Annotated in this window: 21 protein-coding genes; 16 read left to right on the top strand and 5 right to left on the bottom strand. The window is 34.6% G+C overall.

The genetic code is table 11. From position 1 onward, the window contains the following. Positions 1-15 precede the first annotated feature (15 nt). Positions 16-387 (bottom strand): group-specific protein, encoded by a 372-nt coding sequence (locus HUW50_RS23690; protein WP_232329089.1) that lies wholly within the window; start codon positions 385-387, stop codon positions 16-18. Between the two features lie 472 nt (positions 388-859). Between HUW50_RS23690 and HUW50_RS23685 the strand changes: the two genes are divergently transcribed. The 3 genes from HUW50_RS23685 to fbp all read left to right on the top strand — a co-directional run bounded on the left by HUW50_RS23685 (position 860) and on the right by fbp (position 4571). Next, positions 860-1291 carry a VOC family protein gene (locus tag HUW50_RS23685; protein WP_066339190.1) on the top strand — a complete coding sequence of 144 codons (432 nt, stop codon included), beginning with the start codon at positions 860-862 and terminating at the stop codon, positions 1289-1291. Between the two features lie 214 nt (positions 1292-1505). Then, positions 1506-2213 (top strand): DNA alkylation repair protein, encoded by a 708-nt coding sequence (locus HUW50_RS23680; protein ID WP_066339186.1) that lies wholly within the window; start codon positions 1506-1508, stop codon positions 2211-2213. Positions 2214-2636: 423 nt separating this feature from the next. Beyond that, a complete protein-coding gene (gene fbp / locus HUW50_RS23675; protein ID WP_066339640.1) occupies positions 2637-4571 on the top strand; it encodes a fructose-1,6-bisphosphatase in 1935 nt (644 codons plus the stop codon). A gap of 135 nt (positions 4572-4706) precedes the next feature. Here fbp and HUW50_RS23670 read toward each other — a convergent pair whose 3' ends face one another. Next, the gene (locus tag HUW50_RS23670; RefSeq protein ID WP_157094512.1) at positions 4707-4853 is read right to left on the bottom strand and encodes a BH0509 family protein; all 147 of its coding nucleotides are present in this window, start codon (positions 4851-4853) and stop codon (positions 4707-4709) included. A 284-nt stretch (positions 4854-5137) separates the two neighbouring features. Between HUW50_RS23670 and HUW50_RS27295 the strand changes: the two genes are divergently transcribed. The 4 genes from HUW50_RS27295 (at position 5138) to HUW50_RS27290 (ending at position 9895) form a co-directional block, all read left to right on the top strand. Then, positions 5138-5599, top strand: coding sequence for a glycine zipper domain-containing protein (locus HUW50_RS27295; RefSeq protein WP_066339184.1), 462 nt, complete (start codon positions 5138-5140; stop codon positions 5597-5599). Positions 5600-5894: 295 nt separating this feature from the next. Beyond that, positions 5895-9065 carry an ATP-binding cassette domain-containing protein gene (locus HUW50_RS23660; protein ID WP_185653412.1) on the top strand — a complete coding sequence of 1057 codons (3171 nt, stop codon included), beginning with the start codon at positions 5895-5897 and terminating at the stop codon, positions 9063-9065. Between the two features lie 279 nt (positions 9066-9344). Further along, on the top strand, positions 9345-9740 hold the full coding sequence (locus HUW50_RS23655; protein ID WP_066339171.1) for a VOC family protein: 396 nt from the start codon (positions 9345-9347) through the stop codon (positions 9738-9740). A gap of 23 nt (positions 9741-9763) precedes the next feature. Continuing rightward, positions 9764-9895 (top strand): hypothetical protein, encoded by a 132-nt coding sequence (locus HUW50_RS27290; protein ID WP_260445596.1) that lies wholly within the window; start codon positions 9764-9766, stop codon positions 9893-9895. A gap of 333 nt (positions 9896-10228) precedes the next feature. Here HUW50_RS27290 and HUW50_RS23650 read toward each other — a convergent pair whose 3' ends face one another. Both HUW50_RS23650 and HUW50_RS23645 read right to left on the bottom strand, forming a co-directional pair. Then, positions 10229-11740, bottom strand: a complete 1512-nt coding sequence (locus HUW50_RS23650; protein ID WP_066339167.1) for a DHA2 family efflux MFS transporter permease subunit — start codon at positions 11738-11740, stop codon at positions 10229-10231. Between the two features lie 175 nt (positions 11741-11915). Next, entirely contained in the window at positions 11916-12548 is a 633-nt protein-coding gene (locus HUW50_RS23645; protein ID WP_066339164.1) for a TetR/AcrR family transcriptional regulator, read from the bottom strand. A 234-nt stretch (positions 12549-12782) separates the two neighbouring features. Between HUW50_RS23645 and HUW50_RS23640 the strand changes: the two genes are divergently transcribed. Next, positions 12783-12944, top strand: a complete 162-nt coding sequence (locus HUW50_RS23640) for a hypothetical protein (RefSeq protein WP_157094511.1) — start codon at positions 12783-12785, stop codon at positions 12942-12944. A 313-nt stretch (positions 12945-13257) separates the two neighbouring features. On the opposite strand, the gene HUW50_RS27285 is transcribed toward HUW50_RS23640, so the two are convergent. After that, a complete protein-coding gene (locus HUW50_RS27285; RefSeq protein WP_232329096.1) occupies positions 13258-13428 on the bottom strand; it encodes a class II fructose-bisphosphate aldolase in 171 nt (56 codons plus the stop codon). 33 nt (positions 13429-13461) lie between these two features. On the opposite strand from HUW50_RS27285, the gene HUW50_RS23630 reads away from it, so the two are divergent. The 8 genes from HUW50_RS23630 (at position 13462) to HUW50_RS23595 (ending at position 19133) form a co-directional block, all read left to right on the top strand. Then, the gene (locus HUW50_RS23630) at positions 13462-14280 is read left to right on the top strand and encodes an extracellular solute-binding protein (protein ID WP_185653411.1); all 819 of its coding nucleotides are present in this window, start codon (positions 13462-13464) and stop codon (positions 14278-14280) included. Between the two features lie 55 nt (positions 14281-14335). Further along, on the top strand, positions 14336-15220 hold the full coding sequence (locus HUW50_RS23625; protein ID WP_185653410.1) for a carbohydrate ABC transporter permease: 885 nt from the start codon (positions 14336-14338) through the stop codon (positions 15218-15220). 1 nt (position 15221) lies between these two features. Then, the gene (locus HUW50_RS23620) at positions 15222-16046 is read left to right on the top strand and encodes a carbohydrate ABC transporter permease (RefSeq protein WP_066339152.1); all 825 of its coding nucleotides are present in this window, start codon (positions 15222-15224) and stop codon (positions 16044-16046) included. 183 nt (positions 16047-16229) lie between these two features. Further along, positions 16230-16655, top strand: coding sequence for a YhfM domain-containing protein (locus HUW50_RS23615; RefSeq protein WP_066339149.1), 426 nt, complete (start codon positions 16230-16232; stop codon positions 16653-16655). 70 nt (positions 16656-16725) lie between these two features. Beyond that, the gene (locus HUW50_RS23610; RefSeq protein ID WP_260445595.1) at positions 16726-17043 is read left to right on the top strand and encodes a hypothetical protein; all 318 of its coding nucleotides are present in this window, start codon (positions 16726-16728) and stop codon (positions 17041-17043) included. Positions 17044-17073: 30 nt separating this feature from the next. Beyond that, positions 17074-17406, top strand: a complete 333-nt coding sequence (locus tag HUW50_RS23605; protein ID WP_066339143.1) for a hypothetical protein — start codon at positions 17074-17076, stop codon at positions 17404-17406. Between the two features lie 243 nt (positions 17407-17649). Continuing rightward, entirely contained in the window at positions 17650-18918 is a 1269-nt protein-coding gene (locus tag HUW50_RS23600; protein ID WP_066339140.1) for a hypothetical protein, read from the top strand. A gap of 50 nt (positions 18919-18968) precedes the next feature. Then, positions 18969-19133 (top strand): DUF4275 family protein, encoded by a 165-nt coding sequence (locus HUW50_RS23595; RefSeq protein WP_260445594.1) that lies wholly within the window; start codon positions 18969-18971, stop codon positions 19131-19133. The last annotated feature ends 27 nt before the right edge of the window (positions 19134-19160 follow it).

Genomic DNA, 19160 nt, shown 5'->3' with positions numbered 1-19160 from the left:
AATTCATCTTCACGCTCACTCAATCTCATCGCCCCAGCGTTCCTTAATAGATTTTAGCGTCATAGAGACCCTGCAAATTAAGTAAAAAATTGATACAAGCGTCCAAACTTGTGCTTGGTTTGTAAAAAATTGCACAAAAACATTCTCAACTGTTTCACCACTAGAGACTAAAAAATTAAGTGCCTGAACACAAATAATGGAATATACGGCTAGACCAATCGTAAGCGTATCAAAAACATTCCATCTTAAATATATTTTCGTTTTTTTATAATTGATTTTACCATTTTCACGGACAACATATTTGCGATCCATTGGAATAGCAATCGCTAAAATAAAAATCATTAAAAAACCTGCAACAATTAGTGAAACAATCCAACCAGTATCCATTAATAACATCCCCCATCTACCTTCTTTTCTAACTATACAACTGAGAAAGCAAAAAGGTTCATTTAAATTAAAAAAGTTTTCAGCGGTCTAAAGTTTTTGTGGTGTTAAGGTTGTGGTGATTTATTAAATAAAGGCTGTTTTCGCAAACTTTGTTGCTTTTAAAATAGTATTGGGTTGGTTGATTGGCGCTTCAGGATGCTCGCTTTCCGTGGGGCGGGCGATGAGCCTCCTCAGCGCGAAGCGCCTGCGGGGTCTCATCTGTCCCGCTACTCCCACAGGAGTCTCGCACCTTCCGCACCAATCAACCTAATCATTTTTGTTCAAAAACAACAATCTTTTAGAAAAGAGCCTAAATAAAAGAGCAAGTTTTTTTATGTGATACTTCCATAATCATACAATATGTGTTATATTACGAATGTACGTTCTGTATGGTTGTTACATATGTTAAAAATTGAAAAAAGGGGTGTATTATATGATTTTAGGGGTTCATGCTTATTTAAGAATGAATGGTAATGGGAAAGAAGCTGTTAAATTTTATGAAAATTCATTGGAGGCAGAAGTTCTAGGAGTTCAAACATATGGAGAGTTGCCAGAAAATCCAGAATTCACTCTTCCTGATGAAGCAAAAGATCGTGTAATACATGCACAATTGAGAGTTGGTAATACGTTTCTTATGCTATCTGATACATTCCCAGGTCAACCATTTCAAACTGGATCACAAGTTGATGTAGCTATCACTTTAAATGATGTAGAAAAATCAAAAGAAGTATTCGGAAAACTTCTAGATGGTGGCGAGGTAATCATGCCAATTCAAGAAACTCCCTGGAGTCCATCTTATGGACAAGTAAAAGATAAATTCGGTATAACCTGGCAGATTTCAACAATCGTAGAAGACTGTATTTAATTATTTGAAAGCACATTTCTTTAGTTATAGAAAGCTATCGTTGAAGATTGCTGAGCTGTTTATGCAGCTCTTTTTTTATATACAGAAAGGCTAACGGTTGTAAGTTCAAGAATAACAACCTAATTCTTGATCTCTCAAGTTGCTTAATAAAAGAATATAAGATAGATTGTTACAATAAAATGAGCAAGATTATAAAGGAAGGAAGTGCAAAACGATGGATTTAGAAATAGTTATGCAGGAACTGGAAGCGCTTGGCAAGGAACGAACGAAAAAGACTTACATAAGCAATGGTGCACATGAGCCGCTTTTTGGGGTGGCTACCGGAGCAATGAAGCCGCTCGCAAAGAAAATCAAGAAAAATCAACCTTTAGCCGAGCAGCTTTACGCCACCGGGAACTATGACGCCATGTATTTTGCTGGCATCATTGCTGACCCAATGATAATGACTGAGGAAGATTTTGATCGTTGGATAGATGCAGCATATTTTTATATGCTGTCAGATTATGTAGTTGCAGTAACTTTAGCAGAAACCGAATTTGCGCAAGTTGTTGCCGATAAATGGATCGCAAGCGGTGAAGAACTTAAAATGTCGGCAGGGTGGAGCTGTTACTGCTGGCTTTTGGGTAATCGCCCGGACTCTGAATTTAGCGAAAGCTCGATTGCCGGTAAGCTTGATCAGGTGAAAAATACGATTCATGATTCTCCAGATCGAACAAAATCCGCTATGAATAATTTTATTTACACAGTCGGGATTTCATATTTACCGCTTCATGATAAGGCGGTTGAAACAGCAAAGGCAGTTGGCCCAGTCCAAATCAAGCGGGACAAGAAAAAAAGCAGCATCCTACATGCGTCCGAAAATATTCAAAAGGAATTAGATAGAGGAAAGCTTGGTTTCAAACGCAAATATGTAAGGTGTTAGTATAGTTTGTAGTGTAACTACATTAACCGAAATGAGAGGTCAGTACATCAATAAAAAGGTTCGTTGGGTATTCAGCAATCAGGCTTAATGATGAAATAATCAAAATTTTATTAAAAGCTCAGAGCATACAAGACCTTAGCAAATCTGTTAAGGTTTTTTTGTAATTAAGAAAAATATTTGGGCAGTGTATTTGATATTTCTTACATTAAAAAGCAGCCTTTGAACTAGTACTAGATGTCTAGTTATTATCGTAATAGATAGGTATATTTAGATTTTGCGAGAGGTTTTGTATAATTCCTTTCCAATTGAAAATATATAATTACCGAATTAATGAAATTTTTAGTTTTCTCTTATAATATAAGTATATAAATAAACTCTATTAGATGTATAATATAAATAAACACTGAAAGGGGATACATAATGTTGAATACAAAACACCTAGATTTACTGGCTCAAATCTATGATAGTGAAGAAAAAGTTGTGACTGAAATTATCAATCTTGAAGCCATTCTTAATCTACCAAAAGGGACAGAACATTTTGTTAGTGATTTACACGGAGAGTATCAAGCCTTTCAGCATGTGCTGAGAAATGGATCGGGGAAGGTAAAAGAGAAAATTGAAGACATTTATAAAAAGGTATTAACTGAAAAAGAAATTAAAGAATTTGCAACATTAGTTTATTATCCTGAAGAAAAAATTCAGTTACTTAAAAATAATTTTGACAATGATAGAGAATTACACCAATGGTACACAGTAATCATTGAGCGTATGATTAAGCTAATTTCTTATGCATCTTCCAAATATACACGATCTAAATTACGGAAAGCATTGCCTAATCAGTTTGTGTATATCATTGAGGAGCTTTTATACAAAACAGATGAATTCACGAATTTTAAGGAACCTTATTATTCAAAAATTGTTCAGCAAATTATTTCTCTCGGACAAGCTGATAAGCTCATTATAGGTCTTGCATATACTACTCAGAGATTGGTTGTTGACCATCTTCATGTAGTTGGGGATATTTATGATCGAGGGCCTGAGCCTGATAAAATTATGGAAGCTCTTATTAATTATCATTCTGTCGATATTCAGTGGGGAAATCATGATGTCCTATGGATAGGTGCTTTTGCTGGTTCAAAGGTTTGTCTCGCGAATATTATTCGGATTTGTGCTCGCTACAACAATTTAGATATTATTGAAGATGTGTATGGCATCAATCTTCGACCACTTCTTAATTTAGCGGAAAAATACTATGGAGACATCCCAGCCTTTAGACCGAAAATCCAATCAGACCTTAAAATTTCTGAAGAAGAACAACTACAAATTACAAAAATTCATCAAGCGATTGCGATGATTCAGTTCAAGCTTGAAAGTCCAATTATAAAAAGACGTCCGAACTTTAATATGTCAGAAAGACTATTGCTTGAGAAAATTGATTTTGATAAAAATGAAATCAAGATACATGGAAAAACATATCCATTAGAAAATACTTGCTTTGCAACAGTTAATCCAGAGCAACCTGATCAATTATTAGAAGAAGAAGAGCAAGTAATGGACAAGCTGTTATTTTCAGTTCAGCATTCGGAAAAGCTTGCTAGACATATGAATTTTCTGATGAAAAAAGGTAGTCTTTATTTGAAATATAATGGAAACCTATTAATACATGGCTGTATTCCTTTAGATGAAGAAGGAAATATGGAGAAAATGGTCATTGAAAATAAAACCTATGCAGGTCGTGAATTACTTGATGTTTTTGAACATTATTTACGATATTCGTTTGCACATCCTGAAGAGACAGATGATCTTGCAACAGATATGGTTTGGTATTTATGGACAGGAGAATATTCATCACTCTTTGGAAAAAGAGAAATGACGACCTTTGAAAGGTATTTCATTAAGGATAAGGCAACCCATAAAGAGAAAAAAAACCCATACTATTATTTACGTGAAAATGATGAAGTCTGTCGCAATATTCTAACAGAGTTTGATCTTAATCCTGATCAAGGTCATATAATAAACGGCCATACACCAGTTAAAGAAATTGAAGGAGAAAATCCAATCAAAGCAAATGGAAAGATAATTGTCATTGATGGAGGCTTTTCTAAGGCTTATCATTCAACGACAGGGATTGCTGGATACACTTTATTATATAATTCCTACGGTATGCAGCTTGTTGCACATAAACATTTTAATTCAAAAGAAGATGTTCTACAAAATGGAACGGATGTATTATCAGTAAAAAGATTGGTGGATAAAGAACTTGAAAGAAAAAAGGTACTTGAAACGAATGTTGGAGAGGAATTATTACAAGAAATTTCTATTTTGAATAGTCTAATGGAATATCGCTATATGAAATGAGAATATTTAATTAAAAATAGAGTTAATTTAAAGCACTATACTGTAAATGCATAAAAAAGGGAAACATTAAACAACTGCTCAGAGCTAATTCTGAGCAGTTGTTCATTTTTTAGGTCTTTTATAATGAATTTAAACTTACATATAATCGTAAATAGAATCTTCAAAGTAGAGCCAGTGATAATATTCAATCTGTGGATCTGTCATCTCTGAAATCTCTTTTTCATTGAATTTTTGTTTAGCTAATAGTTCCTTCACTTTGGATTCTCTCGCTAATTGGCTCATGTTAAATCCTCCTTAAATATGGGAAGCAACTTAAATAGTCTTTGTTTTCTTACATTTATTATATATCTCAATTTGAGATTATACCAATATCGATTCGAGATGGTTTTGTGGAAATTAATACATAATAGTTATTTATGATCATTGAGGATAGGCGCAGTATTTTGAAGTTAGTCACACTTCTTTTAAATTGAGCTGTTATTAATAGAACTTTTAAAGGTTTGAAACTTTTTCTTCATGTAATCGTATAGAAAAGTACAATGTTTTCTCATTAGGGGGTTACTTTTTTGGAAAACCATGGTGATCAGGTAAAAGCGATAATAAAGGAGCTCAGAAATGGAGTTAGTAAACAAATCGTAACGAAGCTTGATTTAAATAAATGTGAACGAGTTATTGAAAATTTAACTTCTCTTTCAGTAGGTTGTGAGGAATGTCAAAACCATCTGCTTGAATTAAAAAATCATTTTGAACATCTAAAAACGAATGTAGACCAGATTGAAGAAACTGACTTTAAACAACATAAACAATTAATAAATCAAATCGTTTCACATCCCCAGAAAAAACATAAGTTGGTGCCAGAGGGATATTATCTTGGAATATACATGTCGGTGGGTATGAGTTTGGGTGTTGTATTTGGATTAACAATATTTGAAAATATTGCTTTAGGTTTACCGATTGGAATGTGTATGGGGATAGCAATTGGAGCTAGTTTGGATGCGGATGCTAAGAAAAAAGGGAAAACGTTCTAGGGGAATGATTTTACTAGGCTTTAATACTGTCCACACGATATAAAAATATTAGAGAAGTAGGGAAAGTTACTATATTCCTGTATTGGACTTAATAATAATTACCATGTTTGATAAAATGTTGTATGAAGATCCTTGGACTGTTAATTCCTCTTTTTATTAAATATGTAGAAATAATCTTTGGCATTGAGTTTTAATTTTCACTAGATCATTGATTTTTTATGAAATAACACAAAAAATTCATAAATAATTGCACTAACATTGAAAGTCTAAATTTCGAGAATCAAGAGGTAACTAAATGAAAATTAATCAATTAATTTCGAACAATCTTAAAAATTTAGATGCAGAACTTCCAGTTGATAAGTCGTTAGGAATTGCGGGTTTGTCTGGTTCAGGGAAAACAACCTTTTGTCAAACGATTGGTGAAGAATCAAAGAAGCGTCTCGTTTCCTTATTGCCAAAGGCTGAATATCAGTATTTATTTTCTACTATTATGGAAACCAATTTCAGTGCCATTAAGATGGAAGAAATGCCTTTAGTGCTTTTTCTCGGAAAATCTTCAATTTCTTCCAATCCACGCTCTACGATTGGTACACATACAGGTGTATTTAAAGAGATTCGTGTTCGCCTTGCTGAAAAATTTAATCTTTCACCAGAATTTTTTTCATTTAATAATGCATTAGGGTGGTGCTCAGCTTGTAAAGGACGAGGTTATACCAAAAATGTAGAATGTCCAAAGTGTAAGGGCGACCGCTATAATCAAGAAGTTGAGCAATATGAAATGGAATTGTTTGAAAAACCTCATAATATCGCTGATATCAACAACCTGAGCATTGAATCAATTCTTTCGCAAGCTGAAGTATTACATATAAGTGAAGAGAAACAACATATTCTCCAAAACATTATCAATATGAATATAGGTTACTTATCATTAAATCGCATTATGGGTACGTTGTCTGGCGGAGAATTAACACGACTTTACTTAGCAGAATTCATGGCAACGAGTGAAAATACCGTTATTATTATTGATGAAATCTCCGTTGGTCTTGATCACGATACCCTATTGAAAATTTTAGAGCAGATAAAACAATTAGGCTATAAAAATCAAATTTGGCTTATTGATCATTCTGACACAGTGCTTGATACAACTGATGAGCAATTATTCTTTGGACCTGGTAGTGGCAAATATGGTGGGAAAATCGTTGAAGAATCCCCACGCCCAAAACCGATTCACTGGGAACGAAATCAGGCAATGCCAACAGAATACTATAAATTTCATGATCTTTACTGTCGTAATATTCAAATGGCAGAAATTCAAATTCCAAAAAATCGACTTGTAACCTTTACCGGCGAGTCTGGCTGTGGTAAATCTACACTTGTTAATGAATGTATGGCCAAGGATTTTGTGATGCGATATCCAAAGGATAAACTGGTTATGGTTGGACAGGATCGAAACAAATCGATTACCAGCCGCTCAACAGTAGCAACTTTTCTTGATATAAAAAGAAAGCTCTCAAAATACAGTGAAGAGATTGATGATATTTTTCAACGCTCAATTGAAGATATTATTGAAGAACTACCAAATGAAGACATCGCTCATAAACGCTTAAGTTTATTGATAAAGCTTGGACTTGGATATTTAACGTTAGAAAGAAAAACACAATCCTTATCTACTGGAGAATTTCAATGTGTTCATTTAGTTTCTGAGCTGTTTTCAAACTCAAGAAACCCAAATACGCTGTTTATTTTTGACGAGCCTTCAAAAGGGTTATCACAAAATATTTTAAACCAGTTCATAGATAGTATTAGGGTCATACTGCAGGATGAATCTGTCTCAATCATGATGATTGAACATAATGCTTATATGCTAGAAAGCTCTGACTTTATTGTTGATTTTGGTAAAAGACAAACTGCACCAGTGCAACATCTTGATGTTGTTAGTCACAATGATTATTATCGTCTAAAGAATAGTGAAGATAAAGCGGCTTCATTACAAATCCCTTCATCTCTAAGGTCAAAAAATGGCATTCATTACGTAAAAAAAAATCATATGAGCTATTTTAAACATGCAGAAAATGTTTATAAGGGTGGCATCTTAAAAAGCTTATCACCAATGGCCCGTTTGATTTATGGTGAATACGAGTCTGATAAAATTGCACCCGTTATCGCTATCGACCTTGAAAGACACTTGTACAGTCAATATAGCTTTCTCTATGAAATAGGTGGACTGATCAACCATATTGTGGCTGCACATCCAACCATTAAAGATACAAGAAGCTTCGATTTCTATCATCAAGAAAATCATTGTCCATGTTGTTCTGGTCGTCGGGTCATTGAAAAATTTGATATTGATGTTGTCATTCAAGATAAAACAGTGCCATTCTGGGATGGGTTATTATATCCAGACGTAATGGAGGTATTAAAATATTATCAATACCCAAAATTACAATTCCTCTTTGATGAGATAAAGAATGAGCTTGGTCAGGATATTAGTAAAAGCTATAATGAGATGACAGAATCAGAACGTCATACTTTCTTATATGGTTATTGGGAAAAGTCATTTTATGATAAAGCAGGAAAGACATCAAGAATCTGGGAGGGCTTTAATTTACTCATTAGCCGTTATATGTTTATTTCGAAATCGATGATTAAAGAGCAAATGAAAGCAACCAAAGAAATGATGATCTGTCCAGTCTGTGAAGGTACAGTGCTAAACCATCATAAAAAGCTAAAATTTGGTGACACTGATATTCGAGAGATCATTCAACAACCGATTGATCAAGTCATAAAAACAGTAGGGCAGCTACCAGAGCTGGAAAAACTAAAAGCAGTTGTTGGCGAAAAAATGGTACTTACAGAAGATGTCTCGTTACTACCTCGGGAAACTCAAGTAGCGCTGAAGATGCTTGAACTAGAATTAGCAAGCTTTGTAAACTATGACGTGGTTTTACAAAATGCTTTACCTTTCTGGGACAAGATTAAAGGTAATATTGAAACAATAAGTAGTAAAAACCTACTTACAATCTGTGATTTTGCCAATATTAACGAAACGAGAGAAACCATTATTGATAAGTATTTCACTAATGGAAAATACAAAAAACTAACCTATGTTTATGAAGCATTTGGATACAAAAAAATTGTTACGCAAATTAATAAGGTAAAAAAAAGTCATCCATGTCCATTCTGTAACGGGAAGAAAGTTATTTCAGAAGATGGACTTCATGATGGCGTGCAAAAATTATCGGTACCGTGTGTTAGTTGCTATGAAAGTGGCATCAATGATGAAGGGCGTAAGGAAATCGTCGATGGCATAGACGTGCAAACATGGCTAACGGGCAAGGTAAGTGATGTTGTTGCTGAAGGATTATATACTGAGGCAGTAGCAGATATTCAAATATTCAGTCGCATTCGTGAGTTGAATAAACAAGAAATGATAGATGTTTATCAATGCCTAGAGAAAAATAATTAACATATCTTAATTGAAGGTTAAAAGGATCCAGGGAAGAAGAGTAGCCATCCCTGGATCCTTTTGTTTAAAGAACTGGAGAACATTCATAAATTAAATGTTCTTATGAAGTCTTCTGAGGTTCTTATTGTTAAAACCACAGTTACAAGCAACGTTTATAGAATTGATTAAATTTCTATATTTTGTCATACTGTAGAAGGAATATGAAAATTTAGGAAGAAATTACATACGAAGAGATTAAATGAAATCAAAATTTGGATGAAAATATTAGGAGGATGAAATATGGGAAGATTAGTTCATTTCGAGATTCATGTGGATGACATGGAACGTGCAAAAACGTTTTATGGAGAGGTATTTGGCTGGAAGTTTGAAGATTGGACTGATTATGCAGGAATGCCATATTTTGGTGCTGTGACTGGAGATGCAAATGAGCCTGGAATTAATGGAGCTTTGATGCAACGTCAAGGCCCACCACCAGAACCAAACCAACCCTTAAATGGTTATGCTTGTACAATGGGAGTGGAAGATTACGATTCAATTGAGGCTAAAATTACGGCTAATGGTGGAAAGGTCGCAATGCCAAAATATGCTCTGCCTGGAATGGCTTGGCAGGGATACTATGTTGATACAGAAGGGAATATCTTTGGTATTCATCAACCAGACGAGAACGCAAAATAGAATCAATGATAGGTGAATAAAAAATGAAAACACAAGACACGACAGGTATGCTTACAAATGTCCGTAATATCTGTCTTGCACTGCCTGAAGCTGTTGAACATATAGACGGTTTCGGTCACAATACTTTTAAAATCAATGGAAATCATTCGGGATAAAGGTTTCAATACTATTCACTCTGCTTAGTACGATTCATGGACTATTCATGTAAATATTCTATAAACAATAGAGAGGACAAACTAATATTTGTTCTCTTTATTGTTTATAGAAACTAAGTATTAATATGTATCCTTGCGGTTTATCGAATTTTAACAACAGGAATCGCTGTAATGGGGAAGAACTCTCAACTGTTTTTAACATTTGTCCGACCCTAAGGTTTATTCAATAATCTAAATAAAGAAGTCGATTCATCGTTGGAATCGACTTCTTTATAAGTGAAAACTTCCTTAGCGTTAGTTATGACCTAATTTTACTACGCCAAGTTCGACTTTTTAAATTGTTTCAGCCTTCAATTGTGTGTTCCCTTGCTGATTTAACTTCTTCACAGCTTCATTACTAGTATCAACACGTTTAACAAATAGGGCTAATAATAGAGCGACGATATTAATGCCTAGCGCTACGTAGAATGAATATTGGATACCAGCTAATAAAGCTTTCTGTGTTAACACAGCTTGAGCAGCTGTTGTCATTGTTGTTGGGTCAACACCAGTCATTAGGCTTTCAGCTTCTGTTTTTGTCACTGAATTCATAATAGTAACAAGGACAGCTGTACCAATCGAACCAGAGACTTGCTGTGCTGTATTGTTAACGGCTGTTCCATGTGGATTTAATCGTGTTGGTAATTGATTTAACCCATTTGTCATAATTGGCATCATTACCATTGACATACCTAGCATACGCAGAGTGTAAACAAGAATAATAAAGGTGTGACTAGAGTCAATTTGTAAGTTTGCTAACATGTAAGTTGAAACTCCTGTAATCGCAAGTCCTGATACGGCAAGAAGACGTGGACCAAATTTATCGAATAATTTACCTGTTATTGGCGACATTATTCCCATTATAATCGCACCAGGCAACATCATTAACCCTGAATCAAGCGGAGAAATTCCTCTTACATTTTGAACATACGCTGGTGTTAAAATCATCCCAGAGAACATAGCAACTGCATTGACAATGGCAATAACAGACCCAAGCGCAAACATCGGGTACTTGTATACACTTAAATCCAATAATGGTTCATCCATTTTAAATTGGCGATAGATAAAGGCGATTAAAGCAATTGCCCCAACAATTAAAGTGGTTAAGACAATAGCATCGGTCCAACCATCTGAGCTTGCTGAACTGAACCCATATAATAATCCACCAAAACCGATCGAAGATAAGACAACTGAAAAGTAATCAAGCTTGGCATTTTTGTTTTGTTCCATCACATTATCAAATTTCCAAAAGGCTAATAATAAGGTAATAACAGCTAAAGGTAAAATCATTTCGAAAAGTAAACGCCAGTCATAATGCTCGACAATATAACCCGATAATGTCGGTCCAATGGCTGGGGCAGTAATCATAACTAATCCGAAAACCCCCATAGCTGTTCCACGTTTTTCACGAGGGAAGCTGACAAGCATAATATTCATCAATAAAGGCCCCATGACCGAAGACCCTGCTGCTTGGATCATACGCCCAGTAAGTAAGACACTGAAGTTTGGTGCAAAAGCTGCTAACGCAGTACCTAAAGTAAAAATGGACATTGATGTCAAATATAATCTACGGTTCGAAAACCGCGTTAATAAAAAGGCTGATGCTGGAATTAAGACACCGCTGACCAGCATATATCCAGTTGCAAGCCACTGGATTGTTGAATAATCTTTAATATTTAAATCTACCATCATCGAAGGCAGTGCCACATTTAAAAGCGAGTTATTTAAAAAAGAAACAAACGCACCGACAAATAAGATCGCAATCATTAAATAGGGTGGTTTCTTTTGTTGTAAATCTGATTCCATATATATATTCCCCTTATTCCCTAAAATTTTATCAATTTTTTCTTAAGGATTACTTATGCATTCTTTATTCGACATGTTTATAAAGGTAGGTCGTTTACATAATTGTGCATGTATTCCTTGTTTTCTAAGTCTCTTAACTATTTTTTTCAAATCAATCGAATCTTTTTTCGTTCCATTAGGTGAGTTCATTCGTGTAATCCTTTTGAAGCCCTCTTTTAAGCAGATCAATTTGTTCCAAATAATTTCGTAAAGCTTCTTCATCAGTTGAATCCTTAACAAACACCTGAATAAGGTTTTGAAAGGTGACAGCACTAATAATTTTCATGACATGATGGAGTTCTCGTTCATCTTGAATGTTCAATTTTTCTCGATTAATTAAGTTAATCGTACTTAAATACTGATTTTTCTGATTCTCCATGTAAATATTATTTGCTAATGTATTTTCTTGTTTATAGTTCATATTTAAAAAAACATTTTTAAAAAAGTTTTTGTGTTCTGCCTTTCGGTGGCTCTTTACCATAAATTGAAAGTTGTCAATAAAGGTCTCAAATAAATCTCCGTTCTTCTCCTTCAAGATGGATAGAAATCGCTCATGATTTTTTTGCGCAAGCTGATTTAATAGGTAAAAGAATAAATCCTCCTTATCCTCAAAATATTGATAAAAACTCCCTCTAGGTATTCCCGCATTTTTGATAATATTTGCAATTGATGCTTCATGTAAGGGAACCCTTGAGAATTCTTCTTTGGCAGATTGAATTAACGTGTCTTGTTTATCTTTAGCTAAGTGAAAAAACGTTTGTTTTGGCATAATAACTCTCCTTATATTTCACAAGTGACACTGTGTCATATTTAAGCACAAACAAATTATATATGACACCATGTCATAAGTCAATACCATAAGTGACACTGTGTCATAATAAAGTTAAAAATATAAAAAAGACAATAATATCGTTGAGATTTTTGGAAGATAAATATTTGAGGATGATTTATGATGTAGTTTAACTTAAAACACAAAAGTCTTGTCTCAAAAGGGGAGGAGTCCATGTTTCCAAATCATCTAAGTAAGTTTAAACGCATTCAATATGATTCATACCCTACTAGAGAAGGAACAATGTTTCAAAACATAAAGCCAGGGGAAAGGTACGATTTCCTTTATCGATCACTCATTCCAAAAAAGATCGACAATCTCATCGTTGGTGGTTAACATTTAAATTCATTGCTGATTCCCGACAGGCTTAAGCGTTAGCCTGACCGAGGTCAGGCATCTTTTATAGTATTTTATTTTATTTAAGATATAAGTAGATTGTAAATAAACTCATTGAGTCTAAAGTATTATTCTTGAAATTTAACAAATAAGTCTCGAAGTCCTGTGGATATGCTGGATTAATTATAGAGGGTGGTTTCATAATAAGGTGCATTAATTGATAAATATAATAATAAACCAATGCATTGACCATAAAGTAAATCTTTATATCGCCACCATAAGTTGTAGTCATACATATTTTTTCTCTAACGAACTATGCTTTCCCATTACTACCAAAAAGCTGAATCTTTTCTCTAACAACAGCTTGCATGGCTTCCCGTCCAATACGTTGGTAAGCTCTAGGGTCTGTTGTATGTTTGTCTGCTTCAAGGAAATTCCGAACAGCTTTTGTATAGGCTACACAGTTTTCTGTATTCACATTAATCTTACCGATTCCTCTTTTTATAGCTTCTTCAATTTGTTGGTCGGGAACTCCGGAGCCACCAACGTTAAACCTCCAACCACATGGGATGAATATCTTAAAGCTAGTATTGCGTTAACGGATTCTAGTAAAAATCAATATGCCTTAACCGGAAACATCGCATCAGAGCCAGCATCTACAATTAATACTGAAGTCTGGCCGTTAATTTACCAAGCGGGTGGGACGTTAATCGAAGATGGGAAAGCAGCGTTCAATTCATCTGAGGGAGTAAAAGCACTCGAGTTTTATAAAAGTATGATTAAAGATCATAAAGTCGCAACCCCTGGTGAATTATCGGCAACAGAACAAGATAAACGAGCTAATTTCAGTGCCGAAAACACGGCCTTTATGTTTGATGGACCATGGGGAATTGGGATCCAACAATCTGCTAATCCAGACTTAGACTTCGGTATAATCCCAATGGTTAAAGGAGAGACAACTGGCACAATTGCTGGTGGAGGGGCTCTTGCAATTACCACTAACAGTAAAAATAAAGATGCAGCATGGAAGTTTATTGAGTACATGGTACAGCCAGACATTCAAGAGGCATGGGCAAAATCAGCTAACCAGCTTCCACATAACAAAGCCGCATTGGATGCTGACTTTATCCAAAATGATCCACTGTTAAAAGTATTCGCTGAACAGAGTATAGAAGTTAATCCAATAAATCCAGATTTACAAATGCCTGAAAGTACGAATATGAGAAAAATCATGATTAACGAGGTTCAAAGCTATCTAATGGGTGACAAAACAGCACAAGAAGCATTGGATGATTCTGCTGCAGGATGGAATGAAGTGTTCGACAAATACAAGTGAAACTGAATAATGGGGGGGCTATGGCCCTCCTTATTTCGATAAAAGGAGGTTCGATATGAAAGGACAATCTTGGATGACTTCTCTTATTAGACTATCCTTTGTTGCTCCAGCGATGGCACTATTACTTTTGCTTACCTTATATCCTTTGTATTTAGTATTAGAGATGAGCTTTTTTGATTTTTCGAATTATACCAAGCCGATATTTACTGGAATCTCAAATTATCTAAATATTTTACAGGATGAAGTCTTCTGGATCGCGTTAAAAAATACATTAGTCTTTACTGTTTGTTCGGTAACGCTAGTAATTATCGTTGGAATGACTTTTGCTGTTTTACTAAATCAAGATATAAATGTGAAAATTAGAGGTTTTTTCCGCTCCATCATTATGTTTCCATGGCTTTTATCTAGTGCCGTTGTTGGTTCGATCTGGGTCTTGATCTTTTCCCCATTTGGTTTGTTTAACTGGTTTTTACAAAATCTAGGTATTCTAAATGAAGGAATACCATGGTTGAGTGATTCTCGCTTTGCCTTGTTAGGATTGGTTGTTGCAAACGTTTGGAGAGGATTTCCGTTTGCCATGTTGATGATACTTGCTGCATTTCAAACGGTTCCAGAGGATACATTAGAAGCAGCAGAAGTAGATGGTGCAAATCGCTTTATTCGTTTTTTCTATATTGTCATCCCGCAAATAAAAGGAATGCTTTTGACGGTTATTTTGTTAGAACTTATATGGACCTTCAGAACATTCGATTTAGTCTACATCATGACAGGCGGCGGTCCAGTCCATAAAACTGAAATTTTATCGACTTATGTCTATTTTAACGCGTTCCAATCACTAGATTTCGGTCATGCCTCAGCAACATCAATTTTCATGCTTGTAGCCATGCTACTGATCTCGATTTTCTATTTACGAACAATTGTAAGTAAGGAGGACGAATAAAATGAAGATGAAGAGAAAACGAATCGGCTATTATTTCCTTCTCATTTTTATGACGTTTCTAGTATTGAGTCCTCTATTATGGATGCTTTCGATCTCTTTAAGAAGAAATGTAGAAGTTTTCTCTATTCCATTACAATTGATACCAGTGGAGCCAGTACTCGAAGCATATGTTAAGATTTTTCAAAACCCAGAATTATTCAAGCTGTTTATAAATAGTTACATTGTTGCCTTGTCGGTTACCTTTCTATGTGTAATGCTAGCTGCATTAGCTGGATATGGATTATCCAGATTCCGGTATAAAGGCAAAAAATTTATGATCATGTACACGCTTCTCACACAAATGTTCCCAATGGTTCTACTCGCCATCCCATACTTTCTCGTCATTTCAAAGCTAGGACTCTATAACACTTATATCGCGCTTATTATTGCATATACTTCCTTTGCCTTACCATTTTCAATTTTAATGATGCGAGATTTTATAAATAGTATTCCAACCGAACTAGATGATGCTGCAAAAATTGATGGGTGTGGCCCATATGGCACCTTCTTTAAAATTATTTTACCTCCAAGTTTGCCGGGATTAATTGCAATGGGAATTTATACATTCATTTTAGCTTGGAATGAGTATTTGTTTGCGATTGTATTAACACAAAATGATGCTGCACGACCACTAACAGTTGGAATTGGCATGATGATCGGTGAATTCACAACCGATTGGAGTCAGTTAATGGCCCTCTCGATCATAGGTAGCTTACCGTTAATTATCTTCTTTATGTTTGTGCAGAAATATTTTTTACAAGGGTTAACTGGTGGAAGTTTAAAGTGATTGTGATAAAGGGTGAAAAATAAGTTTTCCCGAAAATTTCATAAGTATGTTTGTTTAGGGTTATAAAAGGATGGCGTTTCTACTAAAAGTGGAAAGGCTTTTTCTTATTGTCAAAATAAAATGAAACCAAAAGAATCGGTATTTCGTAGATAGGTATTGTACATATTTTAAGGTGGGATGATAGTGAAAGTTTTATATTCTTTGCTTTTAATTTTAGTTATATCTATTATTGTAGGCTGTCAATATTACCAAGAAAATACGATGGTTCTTTTAGATGAAAAGGTGAAAGAAATAAACATAGCTAAATCAAATGGAGTTGGTGACATGAACCAAGATATTTTCCTTTCCATCGATGATAGAAAATCAATTAAAGTGTTTGAGAAAGCAATAAAAACTGCAATTATACAGAAATCAGATTTGAAAAAAGCTACACCTGATTATGATGTAATGGTCGAATATGAAGAAGGATTTCCTACTCATGCAATCCATCTATGGTTAGAAGAGGAAAACGAAGAAAGTATCCTTATGTATATGGTTGGTGAAGGAGAAACTTACCTAACATCTACTAAAACGACAAATGATTTAAGGGAATTAATACTATCGGAATAATAAGCCAAGATTATCAGGGGTGAGGTGAGAACACTTGAACTGTTGTTGTAAAAAAGGAGATACAAATGATTTGAAAATAGAAGCAGATGTTGGAGCAGATCCGATTTGGTGTAAAAGATGTGGTTGCAATCTTGATATAGAAGACGTTCCGATTTCAGATGTATTAGCAGAGGAATTATCGTCTTTGGCAAGGAATTATGGGAAATGGATTAATTGGGATAAAGATACATTACTTCCTAATGGGCTTGAAATGGAAGATGAGTTTAATCAAAAGGGAGTGACATTAGTGGAAAAGCTAAAACAAGAGATTGAAGGAAACTATAAAATTAAGTTCATACCATCTACTAGTGCGAGATTTTATGCAAAAAAACAAAATGGTTTTAGCTAACTACTATACTTTCAAATAGGAGTGAAGTACATGAATGATCAAATGTATTTTGATACGAAAAATTATACTGGGAATCATTTGCATGTAGATAATTATAAGAATGAATACACTCGATTTGTCGAAGGGATAGCTTGGGTAAGACAGGATGATTCGATGGATTTGTTTTTTGATAATTTTGAAACTGATCGCGAAAGGCAAGAGCTCTTTGTTGATAATGGATATTATTACGAAACGTTTAAAGGCGGATATATAGGCAATGTGAAAACAGATGAAGAAGCATATGACATGTTTCAAAGATGGGTTGATGAAGTATTATCTCCTTATCGAAAAAAGGATATAAAATCGCGTGAGGGAGCAGAATGAAACAAATCAGTCTAATGAAGTGGTTGTTAAGAGTTGATATAAATAAGACAAAGGAATTCTATAGTAAAGATATTGAGCTTTGCGATTGTTTAAACTGCGTAAATTATATGGAAGCGTTTCAGTATAATCTTACTACACGATGATTTTCCTCTCCCCGTTCTGCAATTAGATTTTGAAGCTCGAATTCCTTGGGTATTAAACGAAAAACCAGAGAACTAATAATTTATAAGTGAGGTCATATCTATGAATTCAAGGATAGAGGAAATAATTGAGTTTACAAAGACAAAATTTAGATTAGCTAATTACTACTTAGAGCGACATAGTCTTTATCGAAATGTCAACATCTTCAATGATACGGTTTATACACTTTGTATGGAGTGGTTTCCTAATCATGTAACTGAACAAGAGGTTGATGAAAACCCTGAAGGTACAGCAGTTATTGAGATAAATGTAAATACTCATAAGTTTGAGAGTGCTATTTTTGTAATGGGTGAGACATATGCAATAGATGGGATTACGTTTGCTAATCTAGATGCAAAGACAATAATAGAATGGGTTGAACGTGAAACAGGACTGACATATGGGAAACAATTTCAATTACATAAAGAAACTGAGGGAGAACTTCAATTTAAAGAATGTTTTGAAGGTATAGCGGTGTCTCCTTCTGGGTTTATTGACGTTAAATTTAATCAGGAAGGGAAACTCACCTCGTTCTCTGTCCATGGACAATTTCCTCCAAAAGAAATGGTTAAGGAAGGGACGTATACCCTTTTGTTTGAAGAGGTGGAACATTTGGCAAAGGAACAATTGAAATTGATTGAATTTCCTTCTTATGAGCAGAAAAAATTAGTTAATGTTTATGCGGTAGAAGAGATCTATGTCATGAATGATGGAACGTCAACAATTCCATTTGAAATTATAGCGGATGTAAGGTCATATTTAAAAATAAATAAAACACTTCTTTGGGACGAGCCAATTAATAAACCGTTTAATAGGAAAGAGATTAGTTGGGTTGAAGATATAACTGTAGAACAAGCATTTTCAGCTGAGCCATCTCCGGTATCATTTCCAATCACAAAGGAAGAGGAAGAGAAATGTGTGATGGCAGTCGAGGAATTATTACGTCAGGAATATCCGAATGACACTGGAAAATGGATGCTTAAAACCCTCCATCGTGACAAAGGGTATATTCATGCAATAGTAAGGGCCAACCACCAGAACAATCATGTCTTTCAAAGAAAACTGATGATTATGATTGATACGCAGAGCCTGCAAGCAGTAAATTACATGGATAACAAACCAATGTTGGAGATTTATGATCAATTTCAAGAACCTGATAAAGTAACGATAACGAAAGAAGAAGCGTTTGAAAAAATCAAAGACTTGTTTGAGCTAAAACCGTACTATGTATATGACTTTGAACAAAGGAAATATGTTTTATGTGGAAAATTAGACTGTCAATTCGGAGTGAATGCGGGTAGTGGTAAAGTGATTTCATTAGATGATTTGTAGGTTTCTTAGTCCAAAAGGTTTAGAAGACTTCATAAAAAGTAGGTGGTTTTTTGGAATATAGCATGGACTTGGTATCATCGCTTAGAAATAAAAAGGTAAAGGTTACTGAAATTCCAAAATGGGGAAGGTACTTGCGTAAGAAATGGGAGAACAATTTTGCCAACAATCTTAGTGATAAAGAAAAGAAATCTATTTATCTTTATGACGATGGTTAATTATGGCACATATTTAGTTATGAAAAA

The organism is Metabacillus sp. KUDC1714, from assembly GCF_014217835.1.
GTDB lineage: Bacteria > Bacillota > Bacilli > Bacillales > Bacillaceae > Metabacillus > Metabacillus rhizosphaerae.
This window is presented reverse-complemented; position numbering and strand designations above follow the sequence as displayed.